The sequence below is a fragment of the Actinomadura sp. NPDC023710 genome (assembly GCF_040639875.1).
Taxonomy (GTDB): Bacteria; Actinomycetota; Actinomycetes; order Streptosporangiales; family Streptosporangiaceae; genus Spirillospora; species Spirillospora citrea.
Map to the genome: position 1 here is coordinate 38,382 of NZ_JBFAGB010000042.1, position 15,337 is coordinate 53,718.

A 15,337-nucleotide genomic window follows, 5' to 3' on the forward strand; every position below is an offset into this window, starting at 1 on the left:
CGCGCCCCGGCGCGCCGAAGGTGATGCCATGGCTACCACGTCCCGCCCCCTGGATCCCGGTCCACAGGCCCCCGCACACCGGCGCACCACCTGGCCGCGGCTCGCCCTGCACTACGTCGAGATGGTGCTCGCGATGTTCGCCGGGATGCTCGTCTTCGGCGGCCTTCGGGCGCTTCTCGGGCTCACGGTCGACTTCGACGCGCATCCGGGCGCCCACTACCTGCTCATGGCCACCGACATGGCGATCGGCATGGCCGCCTGGATGCTCCTGCGCCGCCACGGCCGGGCCTGCACGCTGGAGATGTGCGCCGCGATGTACGTGCCCGCGGTGCTGGTCCCGCTCGTGTGGGCCGGCGTCATGAGCGGGATGGCGTTCATGACGGCCGCGCACGTCCTGATGATGGTCGCGATGCTCGGCGTGCTGCTCCGGCGCCGGCGCGAGTACCACCACTGAGCCGCCGCCATGACCACTCCCGACATCACGGTCGTCATCCCGCTGTACGACCGCTTCACCGCCCTGGACGTCATCGGCCCGTACCAGATGCTGGCCCTCACCCCCGGCGTGCGGGTGGTGTTCGCCGCCGAGCAGGCCGGGCCGGTGCTCGACGACTGCCGCACCCTCCGGTTGACCGCCGTGGGCCTCGACGAGGCGCCGCGTCCGGACGTGGTGGTCGTCCCCGGCGGGCCCGGCACCGTGCACGTCCTGGAGGGGGCGCTCCCCGCCTGGCTGCGCGAGGTCCACCCCGCCACCCGCTGGACGACCTCCGTGTGCTCCGGTTCCCTCATCCTCGGCGCCGCCGGCCTGATCGACGGACTGCGCGCGACCACCCACTACCGGCACCTGGACAAGCTCCCCCTTTTCGGTGCCGTCCCGGCTCAGGAGCGCGTGGTGGTCGAGCGCGACGCCCGCGTCGTGACCGCCGCCGGCGTCTCCAGCGGGATCGACATGGCGCTGCGGCTGGTGGAGTTCCTCACCGACACGCGGACCGCCCAGGCCGTCCAGCTCTGGACGGAGTACGACCCGCGGCCTCCGTTCGACGCCGGCTCCCCGTCCCGCGCGCCCGAGGACGTCGTGGCACTGGCCGCCGCGTTCGAAACGGCCGCGCTGGAGGCCGCCACGCGCTCCTGAGGACCACCGCCCCGGCGCGCGTCCCGGCCGCTCCCGGGCGCCGCGCCCCTACAATTCCGTGGGTGACCGCCTACAGTGATCTTGACCCGTTCGGAGACCTGGACGCCTCCGCGCTGCCCCCGCGCCAGCAGCGGATCCTGGCCATGATCCGCGACTGGGCGGTCAGGTACGGGTACGCGCCGAGCACGCGCCAGATCGGCGACGCCGTGGGCCTGCGGTCGCCGTCGTCGGTGTCGCGCCACCTGGCGAGCCTGGAGGACAAGGGCTTCCTGCGGCGCGGCGACGCGGTGGCCCGCCCGATCGACGTGCGCGTGTTCCTGCGCGAGGGCCCGTCACGGGAGTCCGCCGACGGCCCGGTGACCGTCCCCGTGGTCGGGGACATCGCCGCCGGTTCCCCCATCCCGGCCGAGGAGCACGCCGACGACACGCTGCTGCTGCCCCGCGAGCTCACCGGGCGCGGCACCGTCTTCGGGCTGCGCGTGCGCGGCGACTCGATGGTCGACGCCGCGATCTGCGACGGCGACATCGTCGTGGTCCGCCGGCAGCCCGAGGCCCATTCGGGCCAGATCGTCGCCGCCATGATCGACGGCGAGGCCACCGTGAAGGTGTACCGGCGCCGCGACGGCCACGTTCTGCTCGAACCCCGCAACCCCGCCTACGACGTCATCGACGGCGACGAGGCCGCCGTCCTCGGCATCGTCGTCTCGGTCCTGCGCAACGTCTGACGCGGGGAGCGGCGGTCGGGCGAGGTCAGCGGCGGCCGCCGAACTCCCATGGGTGGACCTCGACCGCGGCGTAGCGGTCCTGGGTCAGGATGGTGCGGGCGGCGCCCGCGTCCGGGGCGCGGAGCAGGGCGGCCGTGCCGAGCCAGGCCTCGCCGTCGTCGGAGAGCAGGGGGCCGTAGGCGATCAGGTCGTCGTCCGCCGGGACGTCGAGGTCGGCGGCCTCCCCCTCGCCCAGGCCGATGACCAGGAAGCGGTCGCCGCCCGTCCGGCCGCCGGGGAAGTCCCACATCGTGCGGCCGAGCGCGTTGCGCCACCGGCGGACCATGACGTCCCGGTAGGCGCCCGCCTGGTAGTTGGGCTCGTCGAAGGCGAACGCGCGGGCGGCGGCGGGATCGGGCAGGTCGACGATGTGGACGCTGCCGGTGGGGACGTCGCCGGCGAAGGTCGGGCCCCGGGCGATCAGCTCCTTCTCGTACCGGTCCATGTAGGACCAGTGCTGCTCCCCCAGTTCCTCGCGGAGCCCCATCGAGCCGGCACGGTCACGGTGGTAGCAGAAGAACTCCATCCGGTTGTTCTACCACCCACCGGGCTCAGGCGGACTCGCGCGGGGTGACGGTCAGGTGGATGTCCTCGGCGGCCCAGAGGACGAAGCGTTCGATGGGAGTGACCGTCTGGCCGGGCGCCGACCGGAAGGCGAAGCGCCTGAGCAGGACGGCCAGGACGAGCTGGGCCTCCACCGTCGCGAGCGCGGCGCCCTCGCAGCTGCGCGGGCCGATCCCGAAGGGGATGTAGGCCAGGCGCGGGCGGCCCGCCGACGCCCCCGGCGCGAACCGGCCGGGGTCGAAGGTCTGCGGGTCGGGCCAGTAGTCGGGGTTCGTGTGCACGGCCCAGAACGGGTAGAAGATGGTCGTCCCGGCCGGGACGGTGTAGTCGCCGAGCACGATGTCCTCGGTGGCCTCCCGCGCGCCGTACGGTCCCGGCGGGTACAGCCGCATGGTCTCCCGGAGCACCATGTCCAGGTAGGTCAGCCGCTTGAGGTCGGCGTACTCGGGGACGAGCCGGTCGCCGAGCACGCGGTCCAGCTCCTCGGCGACGCGCTCGGAGGCGTCCGGGTGCCGGGCCAGCAGGTACAGCGTCCAGGAGATGGCGACGCCGGTGGTGTGGTGGGCGGCGAGCATCGTCATCAGGACCGTGTCGCGGATCCGCGCCGGGGACTCGCCCGCCTCGACCAGGGCCGCGACCAGGTCGCTGCGCCCGGCCGGCGCCGAGTCGCCGCGCTCGCGGTGCGCGGTCAGCACCTGGTCGACGGTGGCGCGCAGGTAGGCCAGGGCCTCCTGGGCGCGGCTCCCCGCCCCGTCCCCGGCCTGGCCCATGTACTCGGTGAGGACGGTCTCGAACGCGGACACGACCCGCGCGGCCGAGTCCGGCGACTCCAGGCCGCTGCCGAGCGCGTACTGGCAGATCATGCGCAGCGACAGCTCGCTCAGGTCCTGCTGGAGCGCGACCGGGCCGTCGTGCGCCTCCCACCGGTCGGCCAGCTCGGCGGCGAGCGCGGTGAAGCGGGCGAAGTGCGCCTCGTGGGAGGGGCGACCGGCCAGCACCGACAGCATCACCCGGCGCCAGGGGCCGTGCTCCTCGGCCGGGATCGTCTGCAGGTTGCCCGACTCCTGGAGGGGCGCCAGGAACTCGAACAGCTTCTCCGGCCGCTTGTTGATCTTCGCGGTGGCCTCCAGCAGCACCGGGTCGGCCACCGACACCGCCAGGCCCGCGCCGGGCAGCGGGAACCGCACCACCGGCCCGTACTCGGCGTGCAGCCTCAGCTGGTATTCGTGCAGCCCTCCAGCCGCCGCGATGGCCGCCGTCCCATCGTCCTCCGTGGGCGGACCGGGGATATCCGATGGGGTACCGGCGTCGCTCCGCATTCGCGCCCTCCGCGTCGGCATCGTCGTTTCGGTTGTTTCCGGGTTGATCGCAATGCTTACATGTCCCGGGTAACTTCGCGACATTCTCCAGGCCGGAAGTCGCGACGCCGCGAGCCGGGGAGAGGACGCTGGACACCGTCGATCCGCACACGCCGAACGTCCCGCGGATGTACGACTACCTTCTGGGTGGAAAGGACAACTACGCCGCCGACCGGGAGGCCGTGGAGGAGGTCGTCAAGCATGCTCCCGACACCCCCTTCATGGCGCGCCAGAACCGCGCCTTCCTGCGGCGCGCCGTGCGCTTCCTCGCCGAGTCCGGGATCCGGCAGTTCATCGACATCGGCTCCGGCCTGCCCACCCAGGGCAACGTGCACGAGATCGCCCACCAGGTCGCGCCGGACTCCCACGTCGTGTACGTCGACATCGAGCCGGTCGTGCTGGCCCACGGGCGGGCGCTGCTGGCGGGGACGCCGGAGGTGACCGTCATCCAGGGCGACGCCCGCCGCCCGGGTGAGATCCTGGCGAACCCCGAGCTGAACGGGCTCATCGACTTCGACCGCCCGGTCGCCGTGCTGATGCTGGCCGTGCTGCACTTCATCGGCGACGGCGACGACCCGCCCGGGATCGTGGCGCGGCTCCGCGAGGCGATGGCCCCCGGCAGCCACCTGGCGCTGTCGCACGTGACCGGCGACTTCGACGCCGACAGGAGGGTCCGGCACGCGGGCGCGGTGTACGAGCGGGCCACGTACCAGATCACCCTGCGCAGCCGCGCGGCGGTCACGCGGCTGTTCGACGGTTTCGAGCTCGTGGAGCCCGGCCTCACCACCCTGTCGATGTGGCGCCCCGACCCGGGGACGACCGTGCCGCCGCACGCGGACCGCCAATGGTGCTATGCGGGGGTCGGCCGAAAGCACTGACCGGCGCGTCCGCGCCATTGTCTCCGGCATTTCGGACGAGCCCGGCAAAACAGGTTAAAAGCCCTTTTGACTTCGCTCTCCGGCGCGTGTCACAGGCCGAGGCGGGCGGCGTGGCGGGCGAGGAAGGCGACGACCTCGTCGGCGGGCCGGTCCGGCAGCCCCCACATGATCTCGGTGACGCCGGCCTCCTCCCAGGCGGCGACGTCCTCGGGCGAGGGGCGCGCCGCGGCGAGGACGCAGACCTCCGGCCGGCCGGCGCGCCCCGCGTCCGCCCACGCCGCGCGCAGGGCGGCGACCTTGGACAGGATGTCCCGCTCGGTCGGGGTGGTCATCCAGCCGTCGGCGTGGGCGGCGATCCACGCGAGGGTCTTCGGGCCGCCGCCCGCGCCGATCAGCAGCGGGACGTGCGGCTGGACGGGCTTGGGCCACGCCCAGGACGGCCCGAACGAGACGAACTCCCCCGCGTAGGAGGCCTGCTCCTGCGTCCAGAGCGCCCGCATCGCCTCCACGTACTCGCGCAGCACCGTCCGCCGCCGGTCGGCGGGCACGTTGTGGTCGGCGAGCTCGTCGGTGTTCCAGCCGAACCCCGCGCCGATCGTGACCCGGCCGCCCGACAGGTGGTCGAGCGAGGCGACGGTCTTGGCGAGCGTGATCGGGTCCGACTCCACCGGCAGCGCGACGGCCGTCGCGAGCCGGATCGTGGAGGTGACGGTGACCGCGGACGCCAGCGCGACCCAGGGGTCGAGCGTGCGCGAGTAGCGGTCGTCGGGGAGCGACTCATCGCCCGTCCCGGGGTGCGCCGCGTCGCGCCGGACCGGGATGTGGGTGTGCTCGGGCACGTAGAAGGTATGGAACCCGTTCTCCTCGGCGGCCTGCGCGGCGGCGGCGGGCGTGATGCCCCGGTCACTGGTGAAGAGCACGATGCCGTGTCGCATACGGCCGATACTAGAACGCGTTCTATCAGGGTGCCGAGGGCGGGGCGACCGCTTCCGGCGGGCACGGTTCAGCGGGACGCCTCGTACTCCTCGAGGAGTGCTTCGAGGCTGCTCACCATGAAGATGTAGAACTCGTGCATCTGACGGAGGCGTTCGCGCTGGCGCTCGGGGAGGCCGGCGCTGCGCGCGTGCGCGCGCTGGGCGAGGACCAGCAGTCCGGTCGTCGCTTCAAGCTGGTGCTGGAGGCAGCCCGCCCACGCGTCCTCGCGCCACTCGTACACGTACTGGCGGGAGCCCGGTTGCTTGAACCGCCGGACGGTGCCGCTCTCCACCAGCAGGCGCGTCATCTCCGACATCGAGCCCTTGCTGGCGTTCAGGGCGTCCTGCAGGTCCGCCATGGTCATGGGCGTCTCGCTGAGCATCAGGACGCCGGCGGTGCGCCCGGCCATGGGGGGCCAGCTCATCGCACGGCCGATGCGCAGGCCGAAGTCGTCGATCAGGGCGTCGCCGCCGGCGGGATCGCCGTCACGGGCGGGGCTGGACACGACCGGCTCCTATTCGATCAAAGAAAAATGAACTTTCACTCTTGACTGAATTAAACGCGGAGGGCAGTCTACCGCCATCAGCGGTTCGGACCTCCCCCCCAGCCGCTCACCTGGCCTAACGCAGGAGGTTCGCCATGGCAGACGCGGGCTGGGACATCATCGTCGTCGGCGCGGGCTCCGCGGGCGCCGCGTTCGCCGCCCGTTCCGCCGAGCGGGGCAGGCGAGTGCTGCTGCTGGAGGCCGGTCCCGACTACAGGTCGGCGCAGATGCCGGAGGCGTGGCGGTCGCCGAACCCGGCGCGGGCGCTGATGGACCCGGCCGCCGTCGCAGGCCTGGTCTGGGAGGGCGTCACCTCGTCCCGGACGGACAAGCAGCCGCATGCGCCGTACTGGCGCGGCCGTGGCGTGGGCGGCAGCTCGTCGATCAACGGGCAGATCGCGATCCGCCCGCCTATGGAGGACTTCGCGGACTGGGCCGCCGCCGGATGCACCGGCTGGTCGCCCGAGGACGTCCTGCCGTACTTCGCCCGGCTGGAGGACGACGAGGAGTTCGGCGACGAGCCCTACCACGGGCGCGGCGGGCCGACCCCGATCTTCCGGATGCCGCAGGCGCGGTGGGGCGGCGTGGACGCCGCGCTGTCGGAGGCGGCACGAGCCGCCGGGCACGCCTGGGCGCCGGACGTGAACGCGCCCGGGGCGGCCGGGGTCTCGCCGTACCCGATCAACTCGTGGGCCGGGCGCCGGGTCACCGTCAACGACGGTTACCTCGAACCGGCCCGGTCCCTGGACACCCTCACGGTCCGCGGCGACGCCCTGGTCGACCGGGTCGTCTTCGAAGGCGACCGGGCCGTCGGCGTCCGCGTCATCACGGGCGGGACGGCGGTGACCGAGTACGCCGGCGAGATCGTGCTCAGCGCCGGAGTGATCCACTCTCCGGCGATCCTGATGAGGTCGGGCATCGGCCCGGCGGACGACCTTCGCCGCCTCGGCATCGCCGTCCGGGCCGACCTCCCCGTCGGCCGCGCCCTGCAGGACCACCCGATGATCGTCGTCGGGCTGCCGCTGACCGCGGACGCCGCTGTCAAGACGGCCGACGACCGCCACACCAACGTGTGCGTCCGCTACAGCAGCGGGTCGCCCGGCGGCACGGCCCTCGACATGATGTTCGTGTCGCTGAACATGAACGTGCTGTCCATGGAGGGGGCCGACACGCGGTTCCCGGTGGGCGGCTTCGGGGTGTGGCTCAACCAGAACCACTCCCGCGGGGTGCTGACGCTGACGTCCGCCGACCCGCAGGCCCAGCCCGAGGTCCGGGAGCGGATGCTCTCGGACGACCGTGACCTGGCGCGCCTGCGCGATGGCGTCCGCACGCTCGTCGAGCTGGCGCGCAGCGCGGAGGCCGCCGCAGTCGTCGAGGGATCGGTGGAGGCCGTCAACGACCGCCTGTTCGCGGTGCTGGACGACGACGCGGAACTCGACGATCTCCTGCTGGCCACCGCGGTGGACGCCCAGCACGGCACCAGCACCTGCCGAATGGGCGCGCCCGGTGACCGCCGCGCGGTGGTCGACCCGGCGTGCCGCGTCCTCGGCGTCGACGGCCTGCGCGTCGCGGACGCGTCGATCTTCCCGTCCGTCCCGCGGGCCAACACCAACCTGGCATCGATCATGGTCGGCGAGCTCATGGCCGACCGCTTCGACTGACCCGTACGACGCCCGGCCCGGGCCCTCGGGCGATAGTACTCGCGCAAGGAGCACGACCAGTGAAGGCTTTGCAGAACCTGATCGGCGGCGTCTGGGAGGACTCCCGCGGCGACGCGTTCCACGAGGTGGTCGACCCCGCGACCGAGGAGGTCGTCGCGCGTTGCCCCAGCGGCTCGCCCGAGGACGTCCGCCCGGCGGTGGCCGCGGCCGCCGGAGCGCAGCCGGCCTGGGCGGCGCTGCCCGCCGCCGAGCGGGTGGCGCGGCTGACCCGGTGGGCGGACGCGGTCGCCAAGCACGCCGCCGAGCTGGCGGAACTCGAGTGCCGCGAGATGGGCAAGCCCGTCGCGCTCGGCACCGGCTTCATCGGCGCGGCCGCGCAGCAGGTCAAGGCGGCCGCCGCCGAGGCCCTGGACTACCCGTTCGAGGAGACCGTCCCCGGGCCGGACGGCAGCAGCACCACCATCCTGCGCAACCCGGTCGGCGCGACCGCGGTCATCGTGCCGTGGAACTTCCCGGTGCCGATGGCGCTCGGCGCGATCGGCCCGCTGCTCGCCGCGGGCAACACGGTCGTGGTCAAGCCGTCCGAGCGGTCCCCGATGTCGGCGGTCCGGCTCCTCGAACTCGCGGACCTGCCGCCCGGCGTGGTGAACCTCGTCCACGGCGACTCCCGGGCCGGCGTGCCGCTGGTCGCGGACGAGCGGATCGGGCTCGTCCACTTCACCGGCTCCGTCGAGGCGGGCCGCCAGGTCGGCGCCGAGACCGGGGGACGGCTGAACCGTTCGATCCTCGAACTCGGCGGAAAGGACCCCGTGGTCGTCGACGCCGATGTGGACCCGGCCGTCACCGCCGCGGCCGTCGCGTTCGGCGCGTTCGCCAACTCGGGTCAGATCTGCACGTCCATGGAGCGCATCTACGTGCACCAGGACGTCGCCGAGGAGTTCATCGACGCCCTCGTCGACGCCGCCGGGACCTACACCCTCGGGAACGGCCGCGACGCGCAGACGGTGCTGGGTCCGTTGGTGGACCAGCGGCAGCGCGACATCGTCGAACGCCACGTCGCCGACGCCCTCGAACGCGGTGCGACCGTCCGCACCGGAGGGAAGAGGCCTGAGGGCAGGGGCTTCTTCTATCCCGCCACCGTGCTCACCGATGTCGACGACTCCATGCTCGTCATGAACGAGGAGACCTTCGGCCCGCTCGCCCCGGTGGTGGTCGTGCCCTCCTTCGAGGAGGGGCTGGCGCAGGCCGCCAAGACGCGGTTCGGTCTCGCCGCCACCGTGTACACCAACGACCCCGAGCACATGGCCGCCGCACGCGCCGTCCCTGCCGGCGTGGTGTGGGTGAACCAGTGGCAGGGCGGCGGTCCCGAGCGCCTCTACGAGCCGACGGGCGACAGCGGGATGGGCGCCACCGGGTCCAGGGCCGCCTACGACGCGGCCACCCGCCCCGTCTCGATCCACACCGCACCGGCGGCGCGAGCATGACCGCCACCGTGAGGATCGAGAACGCGAAGCGGCACGCAGCGGACGTCGTCGGCGCTTGGAGCGACCGCCTGGTCGAGCTGTCCCACCGCATCCACGCCAACCCTGAACTGGCCTTCGAGGAGACGCGGGCCAGCGCGTGGGTGGCCGAGGCGCTGGCCGCCGCCGACTTCGAGGTCGAGCACGGCTGCTACGAGCTGCCCACCGCCGTCCGCGCGACCGCCGGGACGGGACCGGTGCACGTCGGGATCTGCGCCGAGTACGACGCCCTCCCCGAGATCGGCCACGCCTGCGGCCACAACATCATCGCCGCCGCCGCGGTCGGGGCCGGGGCGGCGCTCGCCGGCATGGCCGACGACCTGGGGCTGACCGTGACCGTCCTCGGCACCCCGGCGGAGGAGGGCGGCGGAGGCAAGATCCTCATGCTGGAGCGCGGCGCGTTCCAGGGAATGGACGCGGCGATGATGGTGCACCCCGCCGCGGTCGAGATGGCCGCGATGCCGGGCTCGGCCGTCTCCCAGTTCCAGGTCGCCTACCGCGGCAAGCCCGCGCACGCCGGCGCGTACCCGCAGTTCGGCGTCAACGCCGCCGACGCGATGACCGTCGCGCAGGTCGCGATCGGGCTGCTCCGCCAGCAGACGGGCCCGGACGACCGCATCGCCGGCATCGTCACCGAGGCGGGCACGGCGGCCAACATCATTCCCGACGCGAGCCGGGGAGGGTGGATCGTGCGGTCGTCCACGATGGAGGGTCTCGCCGAGCTCAATCAGCGCGTGCGGCGTTGCTTCGAGGCCGGCGCGGTGGCCACCGGTTGCGAACTGACCACCACGCCGATCTCCCCGGACTACGCCGACCTGCGGCCCGACCCGGCCATGCTGGAGCTGTACCGGGCCAACGCCGAGGCGCTCGGGCGCGTCTTCCCGGACCTGCCCGGCGGCTCCCCGGCCGGCGCGGCCACGGACATGGGCAACGTCTCCCACGCCGTTCCCGCCATCCACCCGATGCTCGGGCTGGACTGCCTGCCCGCGGTGAACCACCAGCCCGAGTTCACCGCGGCGTGCGTCACCCCGGCCGCCGACAAGGCGGTCCTGGACGGCGCCACCGCGATGGCGCGGACGGCCATCGACCTCGCCCGTCCCTGACCGGCCGGCGGTGGGCCTTCCGCGTGTCGAGGTCGCGTCCCCACGCGGCGCCGGTGCGCGGGGTGATCTGCTTGACGGTCAGCGCCACCTCGATGGTGTCGTCTAGGGCTTGCGGCCGCCGCGAAGGGCGCGCGGGAGGGCGGTGGCCGCCCGGCCGACCCTGAAGCTGACCGAGCCGCGGACGGCCTCCAGTTCGTGGCGCGCTCGGGCCAGCCCGTCCTCCGCGCGGGCGAGCCGCTTCTCCGCCCGCGCGAGCCGCTCCTTCAGCCTGCCCGTCTCGTTCGGTGGGCGTGTCGCTCCCTTGCCCTTGATGCGGACGAGCCGGCGGCCGGCGACCTGCTGGACCTCGTGCCAGGCGTCCTCCCGCGTCGCCAGCCAGTCCAGGAGGTCGTCCTGGACCGCGTCGGCGTCGCCCCAGGTGCCGTAGAGCTTCTGCGTGGTGACGCAGATCGGGCGCAGCCCGTCGGTGGCCACCGCCTCCCACACCGCGGCGGAGACCCCGGGGGTGTGCTCGGACCGGTAGTCGTCGCACACGATGAGGCCACCGGCGGGGAGCAGCACGTGCGCCGCCTTGATGTCGGCGTGCACGTGCTCGTACAGGTGGGACGCGTCCACGTGCACGAACCGGCAGGTCTCCGGCTGGACGTGGTCCAGGATCAGCGAGGTCGGCCCCTGGACGATCTCCGGGAGCCGGTCGTGGAAGGCGCGGTAGTTCGACTCGAACGCCCGGCGGGTCAGGGTCGAGTACGACCCCTGCATCTCTGCCTGGTTGGAGTCGTCCGGGGCGTCGCCGTCGAACAGGTCGCACACGGTGAAGGTGTCGCCCTCCCGCAGGTGGCGGCCCATCAGGATGGCGCTCTTGCCGAGGTAGGAGCCGAGCTCCACCAGGTTGCCGCGCTCACCGAGCCGCTCCTGGCGTTCCAGGAGCCAGGTGAAGAGCAGTTGGTCGATCTTCGGGAACCACCCCTTGACCTCGTCGAGGGAGGCGGGCGGCACGGTCTCTTGGCTGATCATGTAGGGAGCTCCAACGTCGTCGTTCTCGACAGCGGGGGGGACGCGAGACGAAAATCGCCATGATAGGCGAGTCGCTCCTCATGGCAACAAAACCGGATTTCGGGCTCTTGCCGACCGGTTATCTGGTTCTGCGGGGGGCGGGGACCGCTGTTGACAGGGCGATCGCCGGGCCCGTACCGTTCGGCTGATTCACGGTTGCCCGAGGGAAATCCGGTGAGATGCCGGTGCGGACGCGCCACTGTATCCGGGACGACGATCCCGGGAGCCAGGTCGCTCGGGTGATCGCGACCTCATTGTCCGGGACGCGCCTGATCCCCACCGGAGGCTCCGTGAGCACGCTGTCGGCTCGCCACATCCCCCTTTCCCACCTCGTTCCCTGGTTGCTCGCGGTTCCCGCGCTGCTGCTCCTCGGCTACCTCGTCCTGATGGACAACGGCGCCGTGTCGCAGACCGGCGGCTACCTCCACGAGCTGATGCACGACGGGCGGCACCTGCTCGGCGTGCCCTGCCACTAGGCCGCCGCATGGTGCGCACCCTGCTGGTCAGGGGCCTTCTTCTGGGCCTGCTGGCCGGTCTTGTCGCGGGCGTCTTCGCCTTCACGGTCGGCGAGCCCCGCATCGACGACGCGATCGCCCTGGAGAACGCCGCCGCCGCGCACGAGCACGGCGCGGCCGCCGAGCCCGAGTCCGCAACGCACGGGCACGAGTCCGGAACACACGAACACGAGTCCGGAACCGGCGGGAAGGAGTCCGGAACGCACGAGCACGGCGAGGAGGTGAGCCGCGGCACGCAGAAGGCCGGGCTCTTCCTCGCCACGGGTCTCTACGGCCTCGCGGTGGGCGGCGTGTTCGCGCTCGCCTTCGCGGGACTGCGGGGACGCGTCGGGCCGCGCTCGGACGCCGCGCTCGCGCTCGCCGCCGCCGGGACGGCCTTCGCCGCCGTCATCGTCGTGCCGTTCCTGAAGTACCCGGCGAACCCGCCCGCGGTGGGCGACCCGGAGACGATCAACACCCGCACCCTGCTGTACCTGGCGATGATCGGGGTCGGGCTCCTCTCCACCGCCATCGCGGTGACCACGGCGCGCAGCGTGCGCGGCGGGCCGTGGGCGCGGTGGCCGGCGGCCGTGCTGGCGTTCGTCGTCCCGGTGGTGGTGGCGTCGCTGCTGCTGCCGGGCGTGGACGAGGTGCCGGACGGGTTCCCCGCCACCCTGCTGTGGCAGTTCCGCATCACCTCGCTCGGGACGCAGCTGGTGTTCTGGGCGTCCTTCGGAACCCTGTTCGGATGGTTCTGCGACCGGGCCGCCCGTGCCCCGGCGCCGGCGTGATCGGCCCGCCCTGACCGGCGTGCTGTTCGTCCGGCACGCGACGTCGGCGGGGATGCGGCAGGCCCGCTTCCCCGCCGACCTCGCCGCCGACCCGTCGAGTCTGGCGAGGGCGGAGGCCCTGGCCCGCGCGCTGCCGGCCGGCGAGGCGTGGACCTCGCCCGCCCGCGCCGCCCGGGAGACCTGCGCCGCGCTCGGCCTCGACGCCCGCCCGGTCGCGGCGCTCGCCGAGGCCGATCATGGTTCCTGGGCGGGCGTGCGCTTCGCGGAGGCCGATCCGGACGCGCTGGCCGCCTGGCTGGCGGACCCGGACGCCGCGCCCCCCGGCGGCGAGAGCCGGTCCGCGCTCGCGGCGCGGGTCGCGGCGTGGCTCGACGGACGTCCCTGCGGCGTCGCCGTCTGCGACGCGGGCGTGATCCGGGCGGCGCTCGCCCACGCGCTCGGCGCCGGCGTTCTCGCGGCCGACCGGATCGACCTCGCGCCGCTGTCCACCACGAGGCTCGCCGCCGCCGGGAGCGGCTGGCGGGTCGCCCATGTCAACCGGAAGGTCCAGGTGTGAACGTCGCCTATCCGTTCAGCGCCGTCGTCGGGCTGGACGACCTGAAGCTGGCGCTCCTGCTCAACGCCGTCTCACCGCGGGTCGGGGGTGTGCTGGTGCGCGGCGAGAAGGGGACCGCCAAGTCGACGATCGTGCGGGCCCTGGCCGCGCAGCTCCCCGCCGTGGACACGGTGCCGGGCTGCCGGTTCGCCTGCGACCCGGCGGCGCCCGACCCGTCCTGCCCGGACGGCCCGCACGATGCGGGCGGACCGTCCGAGCGGCGGCCGTCCGCGCTGGTGGAGCTGCCGGTGGGCGCCTCGGAGGACCGTCTCGCCGGGGCGCTGGACGTCGAGCGCGCCCTGACCGAGGGCGTCAAGGCCTTCGAGCCGGGGCTGCTCGCGGCGGCGCACCGCGGCGTCCTGTACGTGGACGAGGTGAACCTCCTGCACGACCATCTGGTCGACCTCCTGCTGGACGCCGCCGCGCTCGGCACCTGCTACGTGGAGCGCGAGTCGGTGTCGGTGCGGCACGCGGCCCGGTTCCTGCTGGTCGGGACGATGAACCCCGAGGAGGGCGAGCTGCGCCCCCAGCTCCTCGACCGCTTCGGACTGACGGTCGAGGTACGGGCGACGCGGGACCCGAAGGAGCGCGCCGAGGTCGTGCGGCGGCGGCTGGCGTTCGAGGCGGACCCCGCCGCGTTCACCGCGCGCTGGGAGAACGCCGAGGCGGAGCTGGCGGAGCGCATCGCGGCCGCGCGGGAGAGGCTCGCCGGGGTCCGGCTGCCGGACGAGCGGCTGGAGCAGATCGCGGCCGTGTGCGCGGGCTTCGAGGTCGACGGGCTGCGCGCCGACCTGGTCACGGCGAGCGCCGCGCTCGCGCACGCCGCGTGGCGGGGAGGCGACGAGGTCACGGACGAGGATGTGCGCGCCGCGGCCCGGCTGTCGCTGCCGCACCGGCGCCGGCGGGATCCCTTCGACGCCCCCGGCCTGGACGAGTCGCTGCTCGACGACCTGCTCGACGGCACGTCCCCCGAGGATCCTCCCCCGGACGGCGGCGGGGGCGGTGAGCCCCCGGCCCCGCCTGAGGACGGCGGGCGGGGACCGGCCCCGTCCGAGGACGCGGGCCCCGAGCAGGACGGGCGGCCGGGAGGCGGGGGCGGCGAGCGGGTCGCGTCGGCCGCCGCGCCGCACGCCGTGCCGCTGCTGGAGGTGCCGGGCGTCGGCGAGGGCGCCGCGGGACGGCGGTCGCGGTCGCGGACGGCGCGGGGCCGGGTCACCGGGGCGCGCCGCCCGGCCGCGAGGGTCCGCGACCCCCACGTGGTGGCGACGCTGCTGGCCGCCGCGCCGCGGCAGCGGGCGCGCGGCCGGTCCGGCGCCGGGCTCGTGCTGCGCCCGGACGATCTGCGGGAGGCGGTCCGCGAGGGCCGCGAGGGGAACCTGGTGCTGTTCGTCGTGGACGCCAGCGGCTCGATGGCCGCCCGCCGCCGCATGACGACGGTGAAGACGGCCGTCCTCAGCCTGCTGCTGGACGCCTACCAGCGCCGCGACAAGATCGGCCTGATCACGTTCCGGGGGCGGACCGCCGAACTCGTGCTGCCGCCGACGTCGTCGGTCGAGGCGGGCGCGGCGCGGCTGCGGGCCCTGCCGACCGGGGGCCGCACGCCGCTGGCCGCCGGGCTCGCGCGCGCCGCCGAGGTGCTGCGCGCCGAGCGGCTGCGCGACCCGGCGCGGCGCCCGCTGCTCGTGGTCGTCACCGACGGGCGGGCGACCGCGGAGGGCGACGTGGACCGGGCCGCCGGATTGCTGGCCGGCACCGCCGGGATCGTCGTGGACTGCGAGGACGGCCCGGTCCGGCTCGGCCTGGCGGGGAGGCTCGCGGCCCGGCTCGGGGCGCGGCTCGTCCCGCTCGGCGACCTCGACGGGATCGTCCGCGCCCACCGCGGGCGCGACGGCGGGAAGGCGGCCTGAA

General features: G+C 74.0%; 16 protein-coding genes and 1 riboswitch. Of the genes, 11 read left to right on the forward strand and 5 right to left on the reverse strand.

Translation table 11 applies throughout. The features are described 5' to 3' along the window. The first annotated feature begins 28 nt into the window (after window positions 1–28). From AB0H37_RS36105 to lexA, 3 genes are all read left to right on the forward strand, one after another. Window positions 29–454 (forward strand): LPXTG cell wall anchor domain-containing protein, encoded by a 426-nt coding sequence (locus AB0H37_RS36105; RefSeq protein WP_329088979.1) that lies wholly within the window; start codon window positions 29–31, stop codon window positions 452–454. Window positions 455–463: 9 nt separating this feature from the next. After that, window positions 464–1,129: a DJ-1/PfpI family protein gene (locus AB0H37_RS36110; protein WP_218935251.1), complete on the forward strand. Its 666-nt coding sequence runs from the start codon at window positions 464–466 to the stop codon at window positions 1,127–1,129. A 62-nt stretch (window positions 1,130–1,191) separates the two neighbouring features. Beyond that, window positions 1,192–1,854, forward strand: a complete 663-nt coding sequence (gene lexA, locus AB0H37_RS36115; protein ID WP_329088976.1) for a transcriptional repressor LexA — start codon at window positions 1,192–1,194, stop codon at window positions 1,852–1,854. 25 nt (window positions 1,855–1,879) lie between these two features. Here the strand turns inward: lexA and AB0H37_RS36120 are convergent, their stop codons facing one another. Together AB0H37_RS36120 and AB0H37_RS36125 are read right to left on the reverse strand one after the other, a co-directional pair. Continuing rightward, a complete protein-coding gene (locus AB0H37_RS36120; protein ID WP_329088975.1) occupies window positions 1,880–2,419 on the reverse strand; it encodes a YciI family protein in 540 nt (179 codons plus the stop codon). Between the two features lie 25 nt (window positions 2,420–2,444). Then, complete coding sequence (locus tag AB0H37_RS36125) at window positions 2,445–3,776, reverse strand: cytochrome P450 (protein WP_329088973.1); 1,332 nt, start codon at window positions 3,774–3,776, stop codon at window positions 2,445–2,447. Window positions 3,777–3,904: 128 nt separating this feature from the next. Here AB0H37_RS36125 and AB0H37_RS36130 point away from each other — a divergent pair, with 128 nt between their 5' ends. After that, a complete protein-coding gene (locus AB0H37_RS36130; protein ID WP_268247829.1) occupies window positions 3,905–4,693 on the forward strand; it encodes an SAM-dependent methyltransferase in 789 nt (262 codons plus the stop codon). A gap of 89 nt (window positions 4,694–4,782) precedes the next feature. Here the strand turns inward: AB0H37_RS36130 and AB0H37_RS36135 are convergent, their stop codons facing one another. Together AB0H37_RS36135 and AB0H37_RS36140 are read right to left on the reverse strand one after the other, a co-directional pair. Then, window positions 4,783–5,628, reverse strand: a complete 846-nt coding sequence (locus AB0H37_RS36135) for an LLM class F420-dependent oxidoreductase (RefSeq protein ID WP_179835847.1) — start codon at window positions 5,626–5,628, stop codon at window positions 4,783–4,785. A gap of 68 nt (window positions 5,629–5,696) precedes the next feature. Beyond that, a complete protein-coding gene (locus AB0H37_RS36140; RefSeq protein WP_360617165.1) occupies window positions 5,697–6,173 on the reverse strand; it encodes a hypothetical protein in 477 nt (158 codons plus the stop codon). A 134-nt stretch (window positions 6,174–6,307) separates the two neighbouring features. Between AB0H37_RS36140 and AB0H37_RS36145 the strand changes: the two genes are divergently transcribed. The 3 genes from AB0H37_RS36145 to AB0H37_RS36155 are packed head-to-tail and all read left to right on the forward strand — an operon-like array spanning window position 6,308 to window position 10,496. Further along, window positions 6,308–7,873, forward strand: a complete 1,566-nt coding sequence (locus tag AB0H37_RS36145; protein WP_360617167.1) for a GMC family oxidoreductase N-terminal domain-containing protein — start codon at window positions 6,308–6,310, stop codon at window positions 7,871–7,873. 59 nt (window positions 7,874–7,932) lie between these two features. Next, window positions 7,933–9,357, forward strand: a complete 1,425-nt coding sequence (locus AB0H37_RS36150) for an aldehyde dehydrogenase family protein (RefSeq protein WP_360617168.1) — start codon at window positions 7,933–7,935, stop codon at window positions 9,355–9,357. After that, entirely contained in the window at window positions 9,354–10,496 is a 1,143-nt protein-coding gene (locus tag AB0H37_RS36155) for a M20 family metallopeptidase (RefSeq protein WP_360617169.1), read from the forward strand. The genes AB0H37_RS36150 and AB0H37_RS36155 overlap by 4 nt, the downstream gene beginning before the upstream one ends. A gap of 102 nt (window positions 10,497–10,598) precedes the next feature. Here the strand turns inward: AB0H37_RS36155 and AB0H37_RS36160 are convergent, their stop codons facing one another. After that, a complete protein-coding gene (locus AB0H37_RS36160; RefSeq protein ID WP_329088958.1) occupies window positions 10,599–11,510 on the reverse strand; it encodes a class I SAM-dependent methyltransferase in 912 nt (303 codons plus the stop codon). 209 nt (window positions 11,511–11,719) lie between these two features. After that, window positions 11,720–11,780, forward strand: a riboswitch (cobalamin riboswitch). 59 nt (window positions 11,781–11,839) lie between these two features. On the opposite strand from AB0H37_RS36160, the gene AB0H37_RS36165 reads away from it, so the two are divergent. The 4 genes from AB0H37_RS36165 to AB0H37_RS36180 are packed head-to-tail and all read left to right on the forward strand — an operon-like array spanning window position 11,840 to window position 15,336. After that, window positions 11,840–12,025, forward strand: a complete 186-nt coding sequence (locus AB0H37_RS36165) for a CbtB-domain containing protein (protein WP_179835852.1) — start codon at window positions 11,840–11,842, stop codon at window positions 12,023–12,025. 8 nt (window positions 12,026–12,033) lie between these two features. After that, complete coding sequence (locus tag AB0H37_RS36170) at window positions 12,034–12,834, forward strand: CbtA family protein (protein ID WP_179835853.1); 801 nt, start codon at window positions 12,034–12,036, stop codon at window positions 12,832–12,834. Next, window positions 12,815–13,390, forward strand: a complete 576-nt coding sequence (locus AB0H37_RS36175; RefSeq protein ID WP_360617171.1) for a histidine phosphatase family protein — start codon at window positions 12,815–12,817, stop codon at window positions 13,388–13,390. Before AB0H37_RS36170 ends, AB0H37_RS36175 begins: the two co-directional genes overlap by 20 nt. Further along, window positions 13,387–15,336, forward strand: a complete 1,950-nt coding sequence (locus tag AB0H37_RS36180) for a VWA domain-containing protein (protein ID WP_360617172.1) — start codon at window positions 13,387–13,389, stop codon at window positions 15,334–15,336. Before AB0H37_RS36175 ends, AB0H37_RS36180 begins: the two co-directional genes overlap by 4 nt. The last annotated feature ends 1 nt before the right edge of the window (window position 15,337 follow it).

Bases quoted from the DNA above. Each gene is read 5' to 3' on its own strand.
- AB0H37_RS36125 (WP_329088973.1), bottom strand. From the start codon at position 3,776: ATGCGGAGCGACGCCGGTACCCCATCGGATATCCCCGGTCCGCCCACG.
- AB0H37_RS36155 (WP_360617169.1), top strand. From the start codon at position 9,354: ATGACCGCCACCGTGAGGATCGAGAACGCGAAGCGGCACGCAGCGGAC.
- AB0H37_RS36105 (WP_329088979.1), top strand. From the start codon at position 29: ATGGCTACCACGTCCCGCCCCCTGGATCCCGGTCCACAGGCCCCCGCA.
- AB0H37_RS36145 (WP_360617167.1), top strand. From the start codon at position 6,308: ATGGCAGACGCGGGCTGGGACATCATCGTCGTCGGCGCGGGCTCCGCG.
- AB0H37_RS36110 (WP_218935251.1), top strand. From the start codon at position 464: ATGACCACTCCCGACATCACGGTCGTCATCCCGCTGTACGACCGCTTC.
- AB0H37_RS36120 (WP_329088975.1), bottom strand. From the start codon at position 2,419: ATGGAGTTCTTCTGCTACCACCGTGACCGTGCCGGCTCGATGGGGCTC.
- AB0H37_RS36135 (WP_179835847.1), bottom strand. From the start codon at position 5,628: ATGCGACACGGCATCGTGCTCTTCACCAGTGACCGGGGCATCACGCCC.
- AB0H37_RS36160 (WP_329088958.1), bottom strand. From the start codon at position 11,510: ATGATCAGCCAAGAGACCGTGCCGCCCGCCTCCCTCGACGAGGTCAAG.
- AB0H37_RS36170 (WP_179835853.1), top strand. From the start codon at position 12,034: ATGGTGCGCACCCTGCTGGTCAGGGGCCTTCTTCTGGGCCTGCTGGCC.